The 18,703-nt window shown below is 65.4% G+C and carries 13 protein-coding genes; 10 read left to right on the top strand and 3 right to left on the bottom strand.

Features of this window, described 5'->3' with window-relative positions; genetic code table 11:
• Positions 1-21: 21 nt before the first annotated feature.
• The gene (locus tag ACP7BV_RS08630; protein WP_426103397.1) at positions 22-618 is read right to left on the bottom strand and encodes a pyridoxamine 5'-phosphate oxidase family protein; all 597 of its coding nucleotides are present in this window, start codon (positions 616-618) and stop codon (positions 22-24) included.
• Positions 619-829: 211 nt separating this feature from the next.
• On the opposite strand from ACP7BV_RS08630, the gene ACP7BV_RS08625 reads away from it, so the two are divergent.
• From ACP7BV_RS08625 to ACP7BV_RS08600, 6 genes are all read left to right on the top strand, one after another.
• Positions 830-2,308: a hypothetical protein gene (locus ACP7BV_RS08625; RefSeq protein ID WP_426103396.1), complete on the top strand. Its 1,479-nt coding sequence runs from the start codon at positions 830-832 to the stop codon at positions 2,306-2,308.
• The gene (locus ACP7BV_RS08620) at positions 2,305-3,801 is read left to right on the top strand and encodes a hypothetical protein (RefSeq protein ID WP_426103395.1); all 1,497 of its coding nucleotides are present in this window, start codon (positions 2,305-2,307) and stop codon (positions 3,799-3,801) included. Before ACP7BV_RS08625 ends, ACP7BV_RS08620 begins: the two co-directional genes overlap by 4 nt.
• Positions 3,802-3,837: 36 nt before the next feature.
• Complete coding sequence (locus ACP7BV_RS08615) at positions 3,838-4,275, top strand: hypothetical protein (protein ID WP_426103394.1); 438 nt, start codon at positions 3,838-3,840, stop codon at positions 4,273-4,275.
• A 28-nt stretch (positions 4,276-4,303) separates the two neighbouring features.
• Positions 4,304-8,047: a tubulin-like doman-containing protein gene (locus tag ACP7BV_RS08610; protein ID WP_426103393.1), complete on the top strand. Its 3,744-nt coding sequence runs from the start codon at positions 4,304-4,306 to the stop codon at positions 8,045-8,047.
• A gap of 5 nt (positions 8,048-8,052) precedes the next feature.
• Entirely contained in the window at positions 8,053-9,171 is a 1,119-nt protein-coding gene (locus ACP7BV_RS08605; protein WP_426103392.1) for a hypothetical protein, read from the top strand.
• Between the two features lie 89 nt (positions 9,172-9,260).
• Positions 9,261-9,722 (top strand): hypothetical protein, encoded by a 462-nt coding sequence (locus ACP7BV_RS08600; RefSeq protein ID WP_426103391.1) that lies wholly within the window; start codon positions 9,261-9,263, stop codon positions 9,720-9,722.
• Between the two features lie 56 nt (positions 9,723-9,778).
• Here the strand turns inward: ACP7BV_RS08600 and ACP7BV_RS08595 are convergent, their stop codons facing one another.
• A complete protein-coding gene (locus ACP7BV_RS08595; protein ID WP_426103390.1) occupies positions 9,779-11,998 on the bottom strand; it encodes a molybdopterin-dependent oxidoreductase in 2,220 nt (739 codons plus the stop codon).
• A 122-nt stretch (positions 11,999-12,120) separates the two neighbouring features.
• Between ACP7BV_RS08595 and ACP7BV_RS08590 the strand changes: the two genes are divergently transcribed.
• Positions 12,121-12,450 (top strand): hypothetical protein, encoded by a 330-nt coding sequence (locus ACP7BV_RS08590; RefSeq protein ID WP_426103389.1) that lies wholly within the window; start codon positions 12,121-12,123, stop codon positions 12,448-12,450.
• A gap of 62 nt (positions 12,451-12,512) precedes the next feature.
• Here ACP7BV_RS08590 and ACP7BV_RS08585 read toward each other — a convergent pair whose 3' ends face one another.
• Positions 12,513-14,561, bottom strand: a complete 2,049-nt coding sequence (locus ACP7BV_RS08585) for a diguanylate cyclase (RefSeq protein WP_426103388.1) — start codon at positions 14,559-14,561, stop codon at positions 12,513-12,515.
• Between the two features lie 341 nt (positions 14,562-14,902).
• Between ACP7BV_RS08585 and ACP7BV_RS08580 the strand changes: the two genes are divergently transcribed.
• The 3 genes from ACP7BV_RS08580 to ACP7BV_RS08570 all read left to right on the top strand — a co-directional run bounded on the left by ACP7BV_RS08580 (position 14,903) and on the right by ACP7BV_RS08570 (position 18,694).
• Positions 14,903-15,769 carry an ABC transporter ATP-binding protein gene (locus ACP7BV_RS08580; protein ID WP_426103387.1) on the top strand — a complete coding sequence of 289 codons (867 nt, stop codon included), beginning with the start codon at positions 14,903-14,905 and terminating at the stop codon, positions 15,767-15,769.
• Positions 15,766-17,328, top strand: coding sequence for a hypothetical protein (locus tag ACP7BV_RS08575; RefSeq protein WP_426103386.1), 1,563 nt, complete (start codon positions 15,766-15,768; stop codon positions 17,326-17,328). The genes ACP7BV_RS08580 and ACP7BV_RS08575 overlap by 4 nt, the downstream gene beginning before the upstream one ends.
• A gap of 76 nt (positions 17,329-17,404) precedes the next feature.
• Entirely contained in the window at positions 17,405-18,694 is a 1,290-nt protein-coding gene (locus ACP7BV_RS08570) for a hypothetical protein (protein WP_426103385.1), read from the top strand.
• Positions 18,695-18,703: the final 9 nt, after the last annotated feature.

Here is an 18,703-nt window from a genome sequence, read left to right as displayed (position 1 = left end):
GTGCGTTATATGTGCTAGCTGCTACAGGTCGCTCGCATAGCGCGCTTCCATCTCCTGCTGCGTTTCCAGCGTCTGCATGCCGGTATGGTCATTGAGCATCTGGCCCATGGTCGGCAGCACGCTGCGCATCTGGCTGCTGGCCGGGTCCCACAGCTTGGCGCGCATCAGCGCCTTGGCGCAGTGCAGGTAAGCTTCGGTGACGGCGACCTCGATCACCAGGCGCGGCATGCGCTTTTCCTGCGCAAAGTGCGCCAACAGCGGCGCCTCTTGCGACAGGCTTGCGCGCCCGTTCACGCGCAGCGTTTCATCGACCCCGGGGATCAGGAACAGCAGCCCGATCTTGTCGTTCTCGACCAGGTTGGACAGCGAATCGAGCCGGTTATTGCCGGGAAAATCGGGCAGCAGCAGCGTGCCGGCCGCCGTCACCTTGACAAAGCCGGGCGGCCCGCCGCGCGGCGAGGCATCCATCTCGCCGCTGGCGCCGGTGGCCAGCACCACAAAGGGCGCCAGCGCAATAAAGGCGATGCAATGGTGGTCAAGCCGGCTTAACTGCTTGGCCACGCTGCGTCCGTGTGCGGGAGGGTAGCGCTCGCGCAAAGCTTCAAGGGTATCGATCATGGAACCCATTATGCCACTAAAATGTTAATCAAAACATCACATGAGAATGTGACCGAAATTCCCCTCGGCATCTCTTCGCGCCCCCGGGCGTTCCACGAAACGGTACCGGGCAATAAAACTGCCCGCCCAAGCCAGTTGCGCTATGATTTGAAAGGCAACAGCGGCCCAGTAACGCGGAACTGCTTTTTATACATATATGGTGGCTAGCAAGATGGCATACAGATGGGAAACGCCGGCCAGTGTCTGGCTGGAAGACGAACACAGCGCCCAGTTCGAACTGAGCTCAAGCGAGGGCTTGAGCCGGATCGACTGGCAGGAGCAGGTGCGCGGCCGCCTGCCGGACGTGGCGCACCTGCTGGGCGCGTCGCTGCCGTCGAGCTGCGCCTGCGCGCCAATTTATCCGGAGGGGTTTGCCTTTTGCCCCACCTGCGGGCGTGCCTTGACTAAACTGGCGGGGCGCGCCAAGGCGCGCGCGGACTGGTGGGGGCCGTGGTCCGACCAGTCGCTGCCGCGCCATGTGCCGCATGGCTTGCCGGTCAGTTCGCTGGCGCTGGGCGAGAGCCTCGAGGAGCGGCCCGCCGCCCCCAGCGTGGGCCGCGCCGAGCTGGCCATGCCGGTGCCGCCCAATGCGCAGTGCGCCTTTGCCGCGGGGGCGTTCGGCTTTCCGGTACAGCGCCTGATTGCGCTCGCGCCCGCCCGCGGCGTGCTGCAGTACTGGGATCCGCTGGCCGCGCTGTGGCACGTGATGGCGGCCGAAGAGCATAGCGCCGACCTGTCGTTTACTTCTTCCGATTACGCGTGGCTGCCGGTTGCCCCCGGGCGCCTCGGCGAAGTGGCGCTGGTGCCCACCGACCGCGGCCTGCAACGCCTGTGGATCAATCCGGTCAGCGAAACCTACCGCACCGAGGCGGTGTTTGACGCAGCCATTGTCGGCGCGCCGGGCGCGATGCGGCGCCACGTGGCCTGCCTGTTCAATACGTCCGCCGGCACGCGCCTGTGGAGCGCGCTGTCCGACCTGTCCGGCGTGGTGCTGTACGACTGCGGTGCGCCGGCCAGTGGCTGGTCGCGTCCGATCGGCTACGACTCGCGCCTGTTCTGGCTGCACGCGCAAGGCCAGTTGATCTGGCAGCCGGGCGCGCCGCCGCAATGGATGCCGTGGCCGGCCGGCTGGTCGCCGCGGCTTGAATTTGGCGGCCCCACGCAAAGCCGCGACGGCCGCCTGTGGCTGATCGGTCACGCCGAGCAGTCGTACAGCTTTCTGGAACTGGGCAGGCAACACCCGCAGGTGGAGCCGATCAGCGGCGCGCGCCTGGGCTTTGCCAGCCTGCTGTTCCGGCGCGGCCACGCGGTGGTGGGCGAGCCGTGGGACAGCGAGCAGGTCGAAGACCCGCACGAAGAAGACTCGCTGGTGCTGCCGCTGCTGCGCGGCTTTAACAATAACCGCAGCCAGCCGAGCGGCCTGGTGCTGCGCTTTCATGCCTACACCGGCAAGGCCGAAGACGCGCTGGCCGAGCGCATCATCGCGCGCACCACGGTCGAATGGATCGGCAAGCGCAATGTGATTCTCGACGAGATCGCGCGCCTGTCCCGCCCGCTCGAATGCGTGCCCTTCGTGTACGACAATTGCCTGTGGCTGCACCATCCCGACTGGAATCAGGTACGCGGCTGGCGCCTGGAAGAATTGACGTGAAGCGCACCCTGGCATGCCTGGCGCTGCTGGCCCAGTCTATGTCGGCGCCGGCGCCGGCGCTGGCGCTGGGTGTATCGCACGTGTTCCTGGTCCAGAACTCGGGCTGGATGGAGCCGTTCTATACCGATCCGCAGTCGCGCTACAAGCCTTTGATCACCGAACTGGTGATGGCGGTGGCGCAGCCGGGCGACCCGATGGTGCTCGCTGCGTTCAACCAGGCGCTGCCCGGCGCGCCGTCGCCCAAGGCGCTGCTCTCGTTCAAGTTCGACGCCAAGTCTTCGCGCAAGCAAGTCGGCGGCGCGCTGGCCGCGCTCGAGGTGGCGCGCAAACCGGGCAGCTTGGCCTACGCCGATACCGACCTCAATGAAGCCGTCGGCACGGCGATTCGCAGCGCGCTGGGCGGCAAGAGCGGCCTGGTATGGCTGGTCACGAACAACCGCAACAGCCCGAACAACGACTTGCAGACGGCGCGGCGCAACCGCGAATTCTATGAGCTGATCCACAGCGGCAGCGCCATCACGCGCGCGCTGGCGTTTCCGCTGCAAATGCCGGTGCAAGGCGCGCACTACCACGCCAACGGCCTGATGATTTACGTGTTTGCGGTGGGCGACGAAGGTGCGCGCCAACTGAAAACGCTGGTGGCCTCGGGCGCCATCGCCAAGGTCATCACCGAACCGGCGGCGCGCTTGAAACCGCTCGACCAGGACCTGGTGCGCCTGGTGCCGCGCAAGGTGAGCGACGCGCCCGGCGTGGCGTTTTCCATGACGCCGACCGGCATGCTGCGCGCCGACGTCAATGCGCAGGCGCGCTCGCCCGCGGCCAGCATCGAATGGCATCTCGAGAACACGATCTATCCGTACACCATCGCCAGCGCGCAGATCAGCGCGCGCTCCAAGGTTGGCAGCGAAGAGCGGCCCATCAGGCTGGCCAGCAGCAGCGTGACGGCGCTCGCTCCCGGCAAGAGCGCGCCGCTGTCCTCGACGATGGCGCTGCCGGTGCGCGAGCTGCCGGGCAAATGGTCGATGGCGGCGGTCGGCAGCGCAGGTTCGGCCTATGTGATGCCGGGCCAGATCGAGCTGCAGCTGACGAACCAGCGGCTCGAACTGTCGCAGGCGTTCCGCCAGCGCATGGCCAGGCTGTTCCCGGGCGACCCGCTGCCCGAGATTTTCACGCCGCCATCGCACATCAAAAGCTCGGTGGCCAAGCTGCCGCTCGTCGTGCGCGTGCACTACGGGGTCGCTCCGCTGGTGGCACTGATTGCCGGTGCGCTGGCGCTGCTCGGCGCGCTGGGCGCGGCGGCGCTGGCCTTTGCGCGGCCGCGCAAGGCGCTCGTCACGGTGGAAGACGAACTGCGCACCATGCACGCGCGCGCCGGCACCACGCAGCCGATCTTCGACAAGGCGGGCAACAAGGTAGCGCAACTGAAAACCACGCTGTTCGGCCACCAGCTTCTTGACCTGCGCGAAGGCGCGCAGGTGCGGCTGGGCCGCTAGAATTTTTCATCTCTTAAAATAAAACCAGGATCACGCATGCAAATCAACCAGCCACCACAACCCGACCCAGGCTTCAAGCTGCCCGAGGACGACAAGGCATCCAAAGACCCGTTGCCAAAAACGCCCGACAGCAATGCCAACATGCCGGTCGAAGTGACTCCGGTCGCGGGCGCGCCCGTCACCGACACCTCGTCGCGCGACCTGGCTATCGGCGGTGCCGTGTTCATGGTCTTGTTGATCATCTACTTCTTTGTGCGTAACGCCTACGTGCACCACCTCGTGGTCAAGCGCGTGGCGCCGTCTTCTGCCGGCAGCGCCGGCTGGCTGCTGTTCGTCGGCCTGTCGTTCGTTAGCGCCGCGGCGGTGCTGGCCATTATCAACGCCAGCAAGTTCCTGACCTTCGCGGTCACCGCGCCGCTGGTCATCGTCGGCCTGGTTGCATTGGTTGCGGCGCTGTTCGTCGGCCGTCGCTGAACCTTATTGAAAAGATCGAGAAGAGAATATGGCAGAGTTTCCCAACACTGGTAGCGGCAAAAAGGAAGAACTGAAGATCGACCTGCGCCCCACGCTGTTCATCGGCGCCGGCGGCACCGGCATGGAAGTGATGCTGCGCATCCGGCGCCGCATCCTGTCGGAAGTGTGGAACCGCCACAATCCGACCCGGGTCGAAGCGATCGGCCAGTTTCCGGTCGCGCGCTTCCTGCACTTCGACCTGGACAACAACGCCATCATCGACGAGGGAAAATCCCAGCGCAGCGACCCGTGGTTCGAGCTGGTCAAGCTGACCGACGAAGAGCGCCTGATCGAGCCGATCGACCTGCAGCAGTATCACGAGTCCGACGACAGCCTGTCGCGCTTTCCGCTGATCGAATCGTGGATGCCGCTGCGCCCCAAAAAACTGCGTTCGCTGGGCATCGATCCTTCCAAGGGCGCCGGCCAGATTCGCGCCGTGGCGCGCCTGTACCTGTTCGACAAATACCCCAAGCTGCGCGGGCGCATCAAGGGCGCGCTCAATTTCTTGAGCAGCAATGCCGGCAACGAGCGCAAGGAAACCTACCAGCGCCTGGGTTTACAGGTCGATACGTCCAAGTTCCGCATCGTCGTCATCGCTTCGTGCGCGGGCGGCACCGGCGCCGGCACGGCGATCGACCTGGGCTGGATCAGCAAGGCCATCGCGCGCCAGGAAGTGTCGGACAACCAGGTTGACCTGGTGATGTTCATGCCCGCCGGTTACGCCAAGGCCAACAAGGAACGCACCGAGGCCAACGCCTACGCCACGCTGATGGAGCTGGAAACGACCATGCGCGACATGAACGCGCAGGTGCGTTGGGCCGAGCCGGACAGCTTGGTGGGCAAGGGCGCGCCGTTCGACGACGTGTATTTTGTCGACACCGCCAACCTGGCCAACAAGGCCACGCAGGACATCAAGGACGTCTACCAGATGGTGGCCGACACCTTGTTCGAAGACTTCGCCTCGGCCGATTTTGCGAATAAAAAGCGCTCGATCGCGGTCAACCAGCAGCAGCACAAACTGGGGCCGTTCAATCCGCGCGTGCCCGAGCAGCGCTTCGGCGACATGCGCCTGTCGTACTCCAAGGTGTATTCGGCCTTCGGCCAGGCGGTGCTCGACACCCAGCAAAGCCTGCGCGACGATATCCGCGCCTACGAACTGGCCGCGCTGATGGTCAAGGCCTTCTTTGGCCTGATCGGCAGCGACGGCACGGCCGCGCGCCGCGCCGGCGACCAGGAACGCGACATCTTCATGCGCGAGCAGATGTCGATGAGCGAAAGCCCGTTCGATGAATTTCCGGACTTTCGCAAGGGGACGGTCGACGTCACGCCGTTCCAGGAATATGCGCTCACCGGCCAGCTTCTGATGGACAAGGACCAGCGCTCGCTGCTCGAGCGCGTCGAAAGCAAGGTGCAGCACGAGATGGACCGCATCATGGCCTCGTTCGACCTGGGCCTGTGGCGCGAAAAGGTGGCCGAACTGCTGCCGCACCTGGAGCGCGATGCGATCCGCGAAGCCGGCGCCACCGCCGAAACCAGCGAAGACCGCATCAAGCGCCACACCGTGGAACTGATGACGCGCCTGAAGGGCCGCGCGCGCGACCAGCTGTATGCGCTGCTGGACGACCGCAAGCAGGGCGGCCTTGAATTCGTGCTCTCGCTGCTTGAACAGATCAAGGCGCGCCTGCTGCAGCGCGACCTGGGCAACGCCGAACGCAACGGCAAGCGCTACCGCGACATTCGCGACGCGCTGCGCACGCGCCAGGTCGAGGAGTCGCTCGGCAACTTGGGACAGGCGGCCGGAAAACTGTTCGGCAAGGATGCGCAGGCGCGCGAAATCATGGCCCACCTCAAGCGCGACATCGCCGACTATCTGCGCTTTCACATGCTCGCCGTTGCCTCCGGTCAGGCCGTCGAAGTCATGCGCGGCATGTCGGCCTGGCTGGGCGACCCGCTCTCGACCGACGACACCGGCCAGGCCGAATGGAGCGGCATTGCCGGCGAATTCCAGGAAGGGCGGCGCTGCGTGCAGGCCATGCTCGGCGCCGTCGACCAGCGCATCGACCAGCTGCGCGCCGACGCGCGCCACGAACACGCCACCTATATCAAATTGGCCAGCGACGTGCTGCCCGAGCCGGTGAAACTGACCGGCGACATTCAAGGCTGGAGCGAAGAAGTGCTGCTTGAATTCGGCGGCTCGTCGCGCCTGTTCCCGCAGCTGGGCGACGACCGCCTGCGCGCCAGCTTGCTGCTCAAACTGTTCAGGCGCGCGCAGACCCAGTTAAGCGTCGAGCAATTGGCCGGCGAGGAACCGGTCGACCCGCTGCTCGAACGCCTGGGCGCCATGTCGCCGCAGGAGCGCCAGCGCATTTTCAATGAATGGATCAAGAGCGCCATGCCGTGGGTGAACGCACGCTTTTCGGCCGAGTTCACGCCCAAGGCCGACCAGTTCAAGTGCTTCATTGGCGTGGGCGACGTCAACGCCTGGCGCAAGCTGGAAGATGAAATCAAGGCGGCGGTGCCGACCGGCTCCTTCCACGGCGACCTGGTCTCGATCGTCAACACGGGCATCAGCGGCAAGGCCGTGTGCTACATTGAATTGTCAGGCTACCCGATGACGGTGCTGCGCGGGCTGCCGACCTGGCGCACCTCGTACCAGATCGAAAACCCGAAAATCCCGACTCACCTGCATTTTGATGCGACGCGCTTTCGCCATCCGATTTCACCGTCGATGGAAGAACTCAATCGCCTGGCCGACGACTACGAGTGGTTCTTGCAGGCCAATGCGCTCGGCGTCATCCGGCGCAAACCGGACCTGGCCGACCGCGAAGCGTCTTTCCAGCCGCGCGGCCAGTATCTGTTTGAAGTGGAACCCGGTTCGGGCGAGTGGCTGCAGATCGGGAACGAGTTTGCGATCCGCTCGAACGGCTTGCCCGCGTATTACCGCGAGCAGGTCGTCACCGCCGTCCAGCAGCGCCTCGCCAACCTCGGGCCCAGCCAGCTCACGCTGCTCACGGCGCTGATGCGCCACTATCAGCAGCGCGTGTACGAGCCGAAGCTGGAAGTGGACGAAACCGGCGCCCAGCTGCCGTCGCCGTCGCTGCCCAACATTACCGCGCGCCGTCTGTACGAGGACTGGTTCCGGCGCGCGCGCAGCATGACACCGAGCCTCACCACGCGCGACATCGACGCCGCCGCCGCCAGCATGCTTGCCTGGACCGACCTGGTGCCCAATTCGGCCAGCGACGCCTATGCGTGGGAAGTGGAGCGGCCGGTGGACAAGCGGGTGATCAAGCCCGATGTGCTGGCCAGCGAGGCCGAGGCGGCCGTCGCGCTGCAGGAACGCAAGGAGGTTGCGCCAGCGACGTTGGCGGCAGGTGCGGCGTTGGGTGCAAATGCGGGTACAAGTACGGGTGCAAGTGCGGGTGCAAATGCGGGTGCAAATGCGGGTGCAAGTACGGGTGCAAATGCGGGTGCAAGTACGGGTGCGGGTATGGCCCCGGCGCCGGCGCGCTTCAAGGTATTTTTGAATGGCGCTCAGCATGGTCCGTATTTGCTCGATGAAATCGCCTTGCGCATCGCGCGCGCCGAAATCGGCCCTGCGACTAAAGTATGGCATATGCAGTGGAATCCCAAGGCCGACAAGTGGAAGGCAGCGGGCGACATGCCAGAACTATCTGAGCTGTTCGACAGCGCCATCCCCGACCCTGACAATGACATCCCCGATCCGGAATGACGGCAATGAACCTGCAAGACCAAGTGATTTATCGCTGCATCCACGCGGCCTGCGCGCGGCAGCTGCCGCGCAGGGTGAATTTTTGTCCCTGGTGCGGCACCGGCCAGCACGACGGCGTCGTCAATCCGTCTCATGTGGCGCGCCCGGTGCAGGCCGAGTATCTGGTCGAGCGTCAAACTGAGGGCCAGGGCGGGCACCAGGTTGAGTACCAGGCCGCCTACGAATCGGAGCGTGCCGTCGAAGCGGACGAAGCGGCAGTGGTGCCGGAGATGGCTGCCGCGCCGGTCATTGTCGTGCCGGAGGCGCTGCCGCCTGCCGCGCCCCCACCGCCTCCCGCGCCCCCTCCGTCCCCGCCACCTCCCACGCCGCCACTGGCCAAGCCCGCCCCCATGGGAGCTGCAGCCCCGCCAAGGCGCGAACCGGTGCGCCTGCGCTGGTGGCTGGTCGCGTTGGCGGCGCTATGGCTGATCTGGATTTACGCAAAGCCGAACGCCGCCAAGAAAATCGAATCGCGCATTGAAAGCGCGATGACCGCCAGCGCCGAATGCCGCCTGAACGACGCACAGTCCGAGCTCATCGCACTGCGCATGACGCGCGCCACGCCCGCGCAACTCGAGCGCCTGCAGTCGGCCATCAGCACGGCGAGCGCCACCTGCGGCAAGAAAAAGCAGCGCGACAAGGCCTGGGGCGACACCACCAACGCGGTCGAAAGCGCGCTTGCCGAAGGCGATTTCGGTCGGGCGCAGGCGCGCCTGTCGCAGTTCACCAAGCGCTGGAACGAGGATGAGGAATCGCGCAAGCTCAAGGCGCGCATCAATGAACGGCGCGCGGCCGCGCCGCCGCTGGCGCCGTTGCCGCCGCCCGAAGTGATCGAGCGTTCGCGCCCGGTGCTGCCCGCGCCGGCGCCGGGACAGTCCGCGCGCAACCTGATCGACGAAGCGGAACGGGCGCTGCGCGCCGGTAATTACCGCGCCGCCGTCGACAAGCTCGAAACGTGCATCACCATGGTCGATGAAGGCAACCGCGAATGCGCCGCGTTCAAGGTGCATGCTGACCGCATGCTGCGCGAGCGCGAGCGCTGCGTGGCGGCGGGGCGGGTGTGGGTGGAGGATCGCTGCATTTAAGCGGAAAGTATCGTCTTGTAACTTTTGCGCCGCACGCACCGAAACCGGCGTAAGGTGGCCTCTCAATCCTATCCTGACAGGAAGATGCCATGAACCAAGCGAAACCGCTGGCATTGTTCGCGTTGCTGCTGATGTCTGCCGCTGTTCAGGCCGCTGCTCAGGCCGCTGCTCAGGCCGCTGCTCAGGCCGCGTTTAAGGCTGACACGCAGGCTTGCGCCGCGCCCGTATTTCCGAACTATTCCACCTCGAACCACGAGATTCGCCGCGTCGCGCGCGAGGTCAAGCATTTTCGCGCATGCCAGGATGCGGCGGCGCTCACGGCCGACGTGGCGCAGATTAATCGCCAAACGGCGCAGGTGGAAGCCGGACTGGAAACCTGGCTGGCCGCCACGCTCGATTATTCGCAAGGCCAGCGCGCGCTCCAGCGCCCCTTAAGTTTTGTCGATATCGACCGGATCGAACGTGGGCAGGCGCCGCGCGCAGAGCCGCGTCCAATGCGGCGCCTGCGACCGGCCGCAAGGTCGGATCCGCCGTCGGCGCCGACATTCTGATTGCGCAGCACGGCAGAATAAGCCGCGCGAGGACGATGCCGGTTTGGGCTTTTGAATTACCCCAGCGCCTGCATCTTGATCGCGATCCCCGACAGCACCGCATTGCCCGACAAGGGATCGCGCAAATTCTCATCGAGCAGCGCGTTCAAGTTCACGCCCGGCCGCTCGGCCGCCACGCCCAGCTGCGTGCCCGGCAAATCATGGCCCCAGCCGTGCGGCAGGCTCACCACGCCCGGCATCATGTCGTCCGACACTTCTACCTGCGCGACGATCTGGCGCGCGCCATTGCTAATTTGGGCCCGGGCGCCGTCGGCCAGCCCGAGCCGCGCGGCGTCGTGCGGGTGCACCAGCGCCGTGCAGCGGTAGGCGCCCTTGGCCAGCACCGGCAGATTGTGCATCCAGCTGTTGTTTGAACGCAGCTGGCGCCGCCCGATGATGACCAGGTCCGGCACCGGCGAGGCCAGGTCGGCCTGCACCCGCGCCAGGTCGTCCAGCAGCATCTGCGGCGCCAGTTCGATGTTGCCCGATGCGGTGCGCAGCGCTTCGGGAATGCGCGCGCCCATGGGACCCAGGTCGATCCCCGAAGGCGCGGCCTTGAGGCGCGCCAGCGTCAGTCCGCCCGGCTGCGCGCCGAACTGGTCGCCATACGGACCGCTGCGCAGCGCCAGTTCCAGCTTGCGCTCGGCGCCCTTGAGCGGCGCCAGCGCGGCCAGCACGGCGGGAGCAGCCGCCCCCATCGTCTTGTGCACCTCCTGCTCGAGCGCGGCGTCGTCCAGCGCGCCGATGTCGGCCTGCGCGCCCAGTCCCATGGCGATGGCCGCGATGCGCAGCATGCTCTCCCATTCTTCGGGCTGGCCGGGCGCGCGCGCCAGCACGGGCGCACTGTAGCGCGCATGGTTGTGATGCGAGAATTGGGTGAAGGTGACGTCGTAATGGGCTTCTTCCAGCGGCGACAGTCCCGGCAAGATCACGTCGGCGTGGCGCGAGGTTTCATTGAGGTAGATGTCCATGCTGACCATGAAGTCGAGCCCGTCGAGCGCGGCAGCCAGGCGCGCGCCGTTCGGCGCCGACAGCACCGGATTGCTGCCAATGGCGATCAGCGCCTTGATCTGGCCGGGGCCGGGCGTGTCGATTTCTTCGGCCAGGCAGGTCAGCGGCAGTTCGCCGAGCATTTCGGGCACGCCCGAGACGCGCGAACGATAGCGGCCGCTGACAATGCCGCGCCCGGCGCCCGGCGCGCCGCGCGTGTTGGCGGCAAAGGCAGCCGCCTTGGGGAACATCGCACCGCCTTCCTCGTCCAGATGGCCCGAGAGCACGTTGATGACGTCGATCAGCCACGAACACAGCGTGCCAAATTGCTGGGTGCAGGTACCGATGCGCCCGTACACGGCGGCGCGCGGCGTGGCCGCAAGCGTGCGCGCCAGCTCGCGCATGGTGGCCGCGCCAATGCCGCAGCGCCCGGCCATGGCCTCGGGTGCGAAGGCGCGCAGCGCCGCGCCCAGTTCGGCCACGCCGGCAACGTGCCCGTCCAGCCGGCCCAGGCGCACCAGCTGCTCGTCGAACAGCGTGTGTGCGATCCCGAGCAGGAAAAAGACGTCGGCCCCGGGCCGGATAAAGTGGTGGACGTCAGCCACGGCCACCGTTTCGGTGCGGCGCGGGTCGATGACGACAATCTGGCCGCCCCGCGCGCGCAGCGCCTTGGCCTTGCCGCGAAAGTCGGGCACCGTCCACAGGCTGCCGTTCGAGACCATGGGATTGGCGCCCAGCATGAGTAGAAAATCGGAACGCTCGATGTCGGGTACCGGCACCGACATCCAGCTGCCGAACATCAGGCCGCACGCGAGCATCTTGGGGATCTGGTCCACGCTCGAGGCCGAGAACATATTGCGCGTGCCAAGTGCGCGGGCTAGAGGCGGAAAGTAGAGCGACAGGCCCATCTTGTGCGAGACCGGGTTGCCGAGCACGGTGGCCACCGCGTTCGGCCCGCCGGCGGCGATGATGGAAGGCAGGCGCCGTTCAATTTCGGCGTAGGCTTCTTCCCAGCTCGCTTCCATAAAGACGCCGGCGCGCTTGATGAGGGGCGTACGCAGGCGGTCCGGGTCGTCGTGCAAGTCTTTCAGACCGATCGCCTTGGGGCACAAAAAGCCGTGCGAGAACACGTCCTTGGCGTCGCCCCGGATGCGCACCACCTTGCGCTCTTCCAGATCGAGTGCGAGGCCGCAGGCGGCTTCGCAAAATGGACAAATCCGGTGCGCGCTGGCAGTGTGCAAGGTCATGGCGGTCTCTTTCTCTGAAAATCGAACGGTCGTTCTATTGTCAGGATTGCAGCAGCAACTGTCAACCGTAATCTCGTGCGCGGGTGTATGCTACAGGGCAACCACAACCGTATGAGGGCACCATGAACACGACTATTTTTACCCGCAGCGCCGTCGCGCTTGCCATGCTCGCAGCGCTGGGCGCCTGTACCAAGCCGGGCGAGCCGGTAGGGCCGGCGCAAAAGGCGGGCGCCGCCCTCGACAAGACGGGCGACCAGATTGCGGCCGAACTGCACAAGCCGATCGACAAGGCCAATGAAGCGCAAAAGGCGATGAAGGACGCCGCGCAGCAGACGCGTTCAAATATTGAGGAAGCCACTGCCGACGCCAGCCGCGGCATCGACAAGGCGACCGTCGAAGTGGGCAAGAAGGTCGAGCAGGCGGGGGAGAAGATCCAGGAAGCGGGCAAATAGGACGACAAGGCGACGGCAGGGCGCCTTTGGCGGGCGCCTTTCGGCAAGCTGGCTCGCCGCCCTTACACGCGCGCGCGCTGCTCCGGCGCGCCGGCAGTGCGCGGCAGCGGCGGCGCACTGCTCCCGCCCAGCACGATCGACAGGTCGACGAAGCCTGCGCGCCAGGCGCGCTCCAGATCCTGTTCGATCGATTCCATCGAAGTTTGCTCGAAGTTCGAAAAGCCGCGCACACCGTAGGCGCGGTTGCGCCCGTGCGCCTTGGCCAGATACAGCGCCATGTCAACCAGGTTGACAGCGCGCTCCCATGGCAGCGCGTGGGTGCCGGGCACCAGCGGAAACGGCGCAAAGCCGATCGACACATCCACCGCAATCTTGGTGTCCTGGTACTCGATCACGGTCGATGAAATGCCCACCAGCAGGCGGCGCGCGATTTCCTCGACGCCGCTGCGCGGAATGGCCGGCAAGAAGGCGAGGAACTCTTCGCCGCCCCAGCGCACGATCATGTCGGTCTCGCGCAAGATGTCGCGCATGCTGTCGGAGATCATTTTCAGCACGGCGTCGCCGGCGGCGTGGCCAAAGGTGTCGTTGACGTGCTTGAAATGGTCGACGTCGAGCAGGAACAGGGCGCCCACGATCTCTTCGCCGGAGGTGCCGGCGCCGCGCTTTTCCACCTGCAGGTGGGTGCGCATGAATTCCTGGAAGTGGCGCCGGTTGTACAGGCCCGTGAGCGGATCGCGCGAACTTTGCTGCTTTAGTTCCAGGTTCTTGACCTTGAGCTGGGCGTTCGCGTGGCGCACCTTGCGGTACAGGATGCCGACGATGCCGGCGGCCAGCGCAAAGACCACGGCTAGCAGCCACCAGACGCGCTGCTGCAGGCGGCGGTTGTCGATCTCGGTGGTCTTGAGCTGGTTCTCGCGGCTGAGCAGCTCGATCTGGCGCTGCTTTTTCTCCGCTTCGTACTTTTCCTGCAGTTCCCAGGTGGCCTTTTGGCGCCGCTTTTCGAACAGCTCGTTGGAGATTGCGCGCTCGCGGTGATAAGCCTTGACCGCGCCCGCGTAGTCGCCCGCGCGTTCCAGCGCGGCGCCGTACTCGATCAAGACATCTTGCAGCTCCGGCTTGTTGCCCGATTTTTCATACCAGGCCAGGCCTTCCTCGAAGTTCTTTTTTCCTTCGGCCATGCGGCCCTGGCCCAGAAAGGCCTGGCCCAGGTTCAGGCGGCCGGTGGCGATGGTATTGTCGTCGTTGATTTTCTGCGCTGCGGCGATCGCCTGCAGCGCGTAATCGATGGTGCGCTGGTAGTCGCGCTCCTTCAGGTAGCTGTCCGACAGGTTGACCAGCGAGGACGCCATCATGCCATCCGCGCCGATCTGCTTTTCGTATTCGAGCCCGGCCAGCAGCGCGCGCAGGCCGCGCTGCGGCTGGTTGGTCTGGATCGCCAGGCCGTATTCGGTCGATTTCAGCGCTGACATGCGGCCAGGCGAGTTGGTCTTTTCGGCGATCGCCGTCGCTTCGGCCAGCGTTTCGAAACCTTTGTCAAACTCGTGCATCTGGCCGTACAGCGTGGCCAGCGCATCGAGCGCGGTGACCACCAGGCGCGGCTTGCCCAGCTCGCGCGCCAATTTCAGGCCGACCTGGATCTTGCCCAGCGCAGCCGGAAAATTGCCGTCTTCGACATACGCATCGCCCGACGAGAGCGTGGCGCGCGTGCGCAGCTGCAGGTCGTCGGTCAGGTTGGCGACCCGCTCGCCTTCCCACACCAGCTGGTGCGACAAAGTTTTTTCATTGTTTGCAAAGGCCGAATAACCCTTCGTCATCAGGGCCATGGCCAGCGTGCGGTTGTCCTTGCTCGAGCGCGCCAGCGCCATCAATTCGTCGGCAACCGCAGTGCCGGTCTTGTTGTCGCCATTGGCTCGGTGCGACCAGCTGAGTAATTCAAGGTAGTCTGCCTTGTCGCGCAGCGGCGCGCTGCGCGACTCGGCGTCGAGCTTGAGCAGCAAGGCGCGCGCCCTGGGCGGCACGAAGCGCTCTTCGGCCACTTGCTCGAGACGGTCATGAATGGTGGGCGGCTGGGCCAGGGCGAGCGACGACAGCAGGCATAGCGGTGCCAGCATGCTGCGGCTCTTGCGAGCCCACGAATTGTCCGATGACCTAGCCAACATCCGGTTCCCATTGCAAATGATTAATAGTCTTGTGGAGAGACTACGGCGGTAATTATATTCTTGTTGCAGCATGGAAATCTCAACCAGTATCGAAATTTTCTCGTGATGTGCACAAATACAGAATGTGTTGGATAAAATGCATGTCTGTTTAATATTGATTGGCAGCTCAGGTGACGCATCGGCCCGATTCGCCTTCTATGCCGTGATTCCTGCGCTTTGTCCGATTGCCCCCAACGGCGCGCTCGCTCTGCCTTACATTGCCTACATACCAACCCTCCAGACCAGGAATCGCCATGCTTGAGATCCGCAACGTCGTCAAACAATTCGGCAAGAACGTCACTGCGGTGAGCGACGTGTCGCTCACGCTCGAGCGCGGCGTAGTCGGTCTGATCGGCCACAACGGCGCCGGCAAGACCACCTTGATGCAGATGATCGCCACTTTGATGCGCCCGTCCAGCGGCCAGATCGTCTTCGACGGCGTCGACATCGTCAAGAAGCCCGACCACATGCGCCGCCGGCTTGGCTTTTTGCCGCAGGACTTTGGCGTCTACCCGAATCTGTCGGCGCTCGAATTCATGCAGTACTTCGCCGCGCTCAAGGGCGTGCGCGACCCGGCCCGCATCCGCTACCTGCTCGAGCTGGTGAACCTGCACGACAAGGCCGACCGTCCCGCAGCCGCGTTCTCGGGCGGCATGCGGCGCCGCCTCGGCATCGCGCAGGCGCTGCTGAACGACCCGGAGATCCTCGTGGTCGACGAGCCGACCGCGGGCCTCGACCCGGAAGAGCGGCTGCGCTTTCGCAACCTGCTGGCCGACCTGGGCTTCAATAAGCTGGTCATCATCTCGACCCACATCGTGTCCGACGTCGAGACCATCGCCGGCCAGCTGGCCATCATGAACAAGGGCAGCCTGGTAGTGTGCGACACGCCCGAAGCGATCCTGAACCACGCGCGCGGGCGGGTGTGGGCGGCCAGCGTCGAGGCGGCCGACTACGACGCGCTGCGCGCCAGGGTTCACGTGCTGCACGCGCAGCGCCAGGGCCAGACGGTGGCGCTGCGCATCACCCACGGTCAATCGCCGTGCGCCGGGGCGCAGCTGGTTGAGCCGAGCCTGGAAGAAGCGTTGATGGCGCAGCGCCAGGCACTCCAGGAGGCCGCGTGAACTTCGCCGCCTTCAAGGCGCTGGCGATGAATGAAGTGAGGCTGCGCCTGCGCCGCACCTCGACCCTGGTCGCGCTGCTGGCCGTGTCCATCATCAGCTGGGCCATGATGGGCGACCCGGCAAGCGGCGACGCCGTCATCGTCATCAACAATACGCGCGTGCTCTATACCAGCAACGTGATCGCCATCGGCAGCGCGTCGCTGGCCTGTATCCTGTTTGGCCTGGGCGGGTTTTACCTGGTGCGCGGCCGGGTCGCTGAAGACGTGCGCAGCGGGATCGGCAGCGTGATCGGCGCCACGCCGGTTGGCAATGCGCTGTTTCTGGTAAGCCGCTGGGCGGGCGGCGTGGCCTACCTGGGCGCGCTGATGGTCGCCTTCATGTGCACCATGCTTGCCTTGCACCTGGTGCGCGGCGACGGGCCGATCGCGCTGCTGGTTTACCTGCAGATCTACGCGCTGCTGCTGTTGCCGATGCTGTTCTTTACCGTCAGCTGCGCGATCCTGTTCGACAGCGTCGCTTCTCTGATGGGCAAGGCGGGCGACGTGCTGTACTTTTTTGTCTGGTGTTTTCAGCTAAGTGCGGCCATCGCCGTCACGGCGGGCGTGTCGCGCCACGTGCCGCTGGTGACGATGTTCGATTTTTCCGGCATTGGCGCAGCCATGCTGCTGATTCGCCAAGGCTTCGACACGACCAATATTTCGCTCGGCGGCGGCTCGTTCGACGCGGCACTGGCGCCCTTGACGCTGCCGCACTCGCTATGGTCGGCCAGGCTGGTCGCCATGCGCTGTGCGTCAGGCGCGCTGGCCTTGCTGCCGCTGCTGCCGGCGGTGCTGCTGTTCCACCGCTTTTCGCCCGACCTGGTCAAGATCTCGAGCGCGGCCAAACGCCGCGCGCCGCTGGACGTGCTCGATGGGATGCTGCGCCCGCTCGCCAAAACCGTGCAGCCGCTGTTTCGCCTGGCCGCCAGGCTGCCCGGCATGGCGGGCCAGGTACTGGCCGACATCGCGCTCACGTTCGTCACTTCGCCGTCCGCGCTCGTCGCCGTGCTGGGCATCACGCTGGCCGCCATGGTGGTGCCAGCCAAGGCACTCGGTCCGCTCCTGATGTTCTCGGCGGCGCGTTGGGGCATCCTGGTGTGCAACCTGAGTACGCGTGATATGGAAGCTGATACGCAAGAGATGACGGGCGCCGTGAAAGGGGGCGTCATCCGGCGCTTCGTGCGCCAGTACGCGGCCACGGCGCTGCTCGGCTTCATGTTCATGGGCATGGTGGCGCTGCGCTTTTCGCTCACGCAGCCGGTGCGCGCCCTGGCGCTGGTGGCCGGGGTGCTGTGCCTGTCGGCGCTGGCCAGCTTGTTCGGGCGCTGCGCCGGCACCTCGCGCCTGTTCCTGGCGCTGTTCTTGTTTGGCCTGTACGTCGCCGTCAATGTCGTCACGGTGCCGATGATCGATGCCTTTGGCTTTAACGGCGTGGCCAACGCGCATTCGGCGCTCGCTTACCTGGCCGTCGGCGCGCTGGCGCTGGTTGGCGGGTATTGGTGGAACCGGCGCGCCGCCTGAACGAACAGGACTTGACCAACAGTCGCGTTTGCCGCACACTGGAACGTTAATTTAAGAGCAATGTAGAATCTTATTCATGTTCACACAAAATTCCACGCGCGGTGTACGGCGGGTCCGGGTTGTGCTGGCAGTGAGCATTGGCGCCATGTTGGCGGGCTGCGCCGCGCCCCCGGCGCCGGCGGTGGAGGCCAGCGCGCCGGTCGTGGTTGCACCTTTCATGGCGCAAGTGGTCGGCCTGCAGTGGCTCAACCCCCTGCAGCGGCGCGACTATCCGGTCGAATGGCAACTGCTGTGGACGCTGGGACTGGTCCAGCCGAACAAGACCGACACCAAGCCCTTACCCAAGAAATATGCCTCGGTGCAAGCGCTGAACGCCATTGCCAAGGGCAAGGCAGGCAAAACCAAGTTGGCCTCCTACCATCAAAAATACGTGCGGGAGTTGACCGGCCAATTCCACGAGAATTATTTTTCAAGCTCCCAGTATTTCTATAACGCTTACTCGTTGCAAGACAAGAGCACCTGGCGCGAACTGGCCGGCATCCATGTCGAGTACGCGCTGCCCAAGAGCGGCCTGGATGCGGCCACGGCGGCAGCGTTCACGCGCGACAGCATCACGGCCCGCTTTGAAATTGGCAACAAGTTCGCGCCCACGCTGTGGACGCGCGCCACGCCGCCGGACGTGCAGGTCACGCTCGGCGGGGCCAATGCCGGCTTCGCGTCGCTGTCGGCGGCGCTGGCCTACCTCGAGGCGCACCCGGACCAGACAGTGTGGGTCATGAACTGGGACGCACCGAGTTTTCCGCCCAAGGAAAAGCAAATCAACGAGAACATGGTGCTGCTGATGCTGGCCGGCCCCGCCTACAAGACCGAGCGCGCGCCGCTGGCCTGGCTGGCTTATCCGGCCACCCGCAAGGCCGGCGCGACGTGGCCCGCCACGCTGGCCGAAGCGACGCGCAATGCGGGCCGGCGGCCAGCGGACATCGGGTACGTGATTCACGATGCGGGCAACCAGAGCGCAACGTCGGCGCCGCGCCGTGCCAGCCTGGCGGCGGCGCTGGGCACGGTCGACTTTACGAAGCAGGCCTTCGATACGCCGGCGCTGCTGGGCGAGATGGGGGCGGGCACCGCGCTGACCAATGTGGCGCTGGGGATCGCGTACGCCAATCACTTCGGCAAGCAGGTGCTGGTAGCCGGAACCACGGCGCCGGACGACACCACCGCGATGCTGGTGTCGCCGCCGGCCGTGGTGCGGCCGATTGACGCCAACGCGCCCTGGCACCGGGCGCGCGTTGGCAATCTCGCCTTCAAACCATGGTGGGGCTTGCGCCATGATGCGAAGCCGGCGCTGCAGGGGTTCTCGAACTAAACCCTCGGC

This window comes from Massilia sp. TSP1-1-2, assembly GCF_049896185.1.
GTDB lineage: Bacteria > Pseudomonadota > Gammaproteobacteria > Burkholderiales > Burkholderiaceae_D > Telluria_A.
This window is presented reverse-complemented; position numbering and strand designations above follow the sequence as displayed.

Bases quoted from the DNA above. Each gene is read 5' to 3' on its own strand.
- ACP7BV_RS08570 (WP_426103385.1), top strand. From the start codon at position 17,405: ATGTTCACACAAAATTCCACGCGCGGTGTACGGCGGGTCCGGGTTGTG.
- ACP7BV_RS08610 (WP_426103393.1), top strand. From the start codon at position 4,304: ATGGCAGAGTTTCCCAACACTGGTAGCGGCAAAAAGGAAGAACTGAAG.
- ACP7BV_RS08605 (WP_426103392.1), top strand. From the start codon at position 8,053: ATGAACCTGCAAGACCAAGTGATTTATCGCTGCATCCACGCGGCCTGC.
- ACP7BV_RS08580 (WP_426103387.1), top strand. From the start codon at position 14,903: ATGCTTGAGATCCGCAACGTCGTCAAACAATTCGGCAAGAACGTCACT.
- ACP7BV_RS08625 (WP_426103396.1), top strand. From the start codon at position 830: ATGGCATACAGATGGGAAACGCCGGCCAGTGTCTGGCTGGAAGACGAA.
- ACP7BV_RS08615 (WP_426103394.1), top strand. From the start codon at position 3,838: ATGCAAATCAACCAGCCACCACAACCCGACCCAGGCTTCAAGCTGCCC.
- ACP7BV_RS08585 (WP_426103388.1), bottom strand. From the start codon at position 14,561: ATGCTGGCACCGCTATGCCTGCTGTCGTCGCTCGCCCTGGCCCAGCCG.
- ACP7BV_RS08590 (WP_426103389.1), top strand. From the start codon at position 12,121: ATGAACACGACTATTTTTACCCGCAGCGCCGTCGCGCTTGCCATGCTC.
- ACP7BV_RS08600 (WP_426103391.1), top strand. From the start codon at position 9,261: ATGAACCAAGCGAAACCGCTGGCATTGTTCGCGTTGCTGCTGATGTCT.
- ACP7BV_RS08630 (WP_426103397.1), bottom strand. From the start codon at position 618: ATGATCGATACCCTTGAAGCTTTGCGCGAGCGCTACCCTCCCGCACAC.
- ACP7BV_RS08595 (WP_426103390.1), bottom strand. From the start codon at position 11,998: ATGACCTTGCACACTGCCAGCGCGCACCGGATTTGTCCATTTTGCGAA.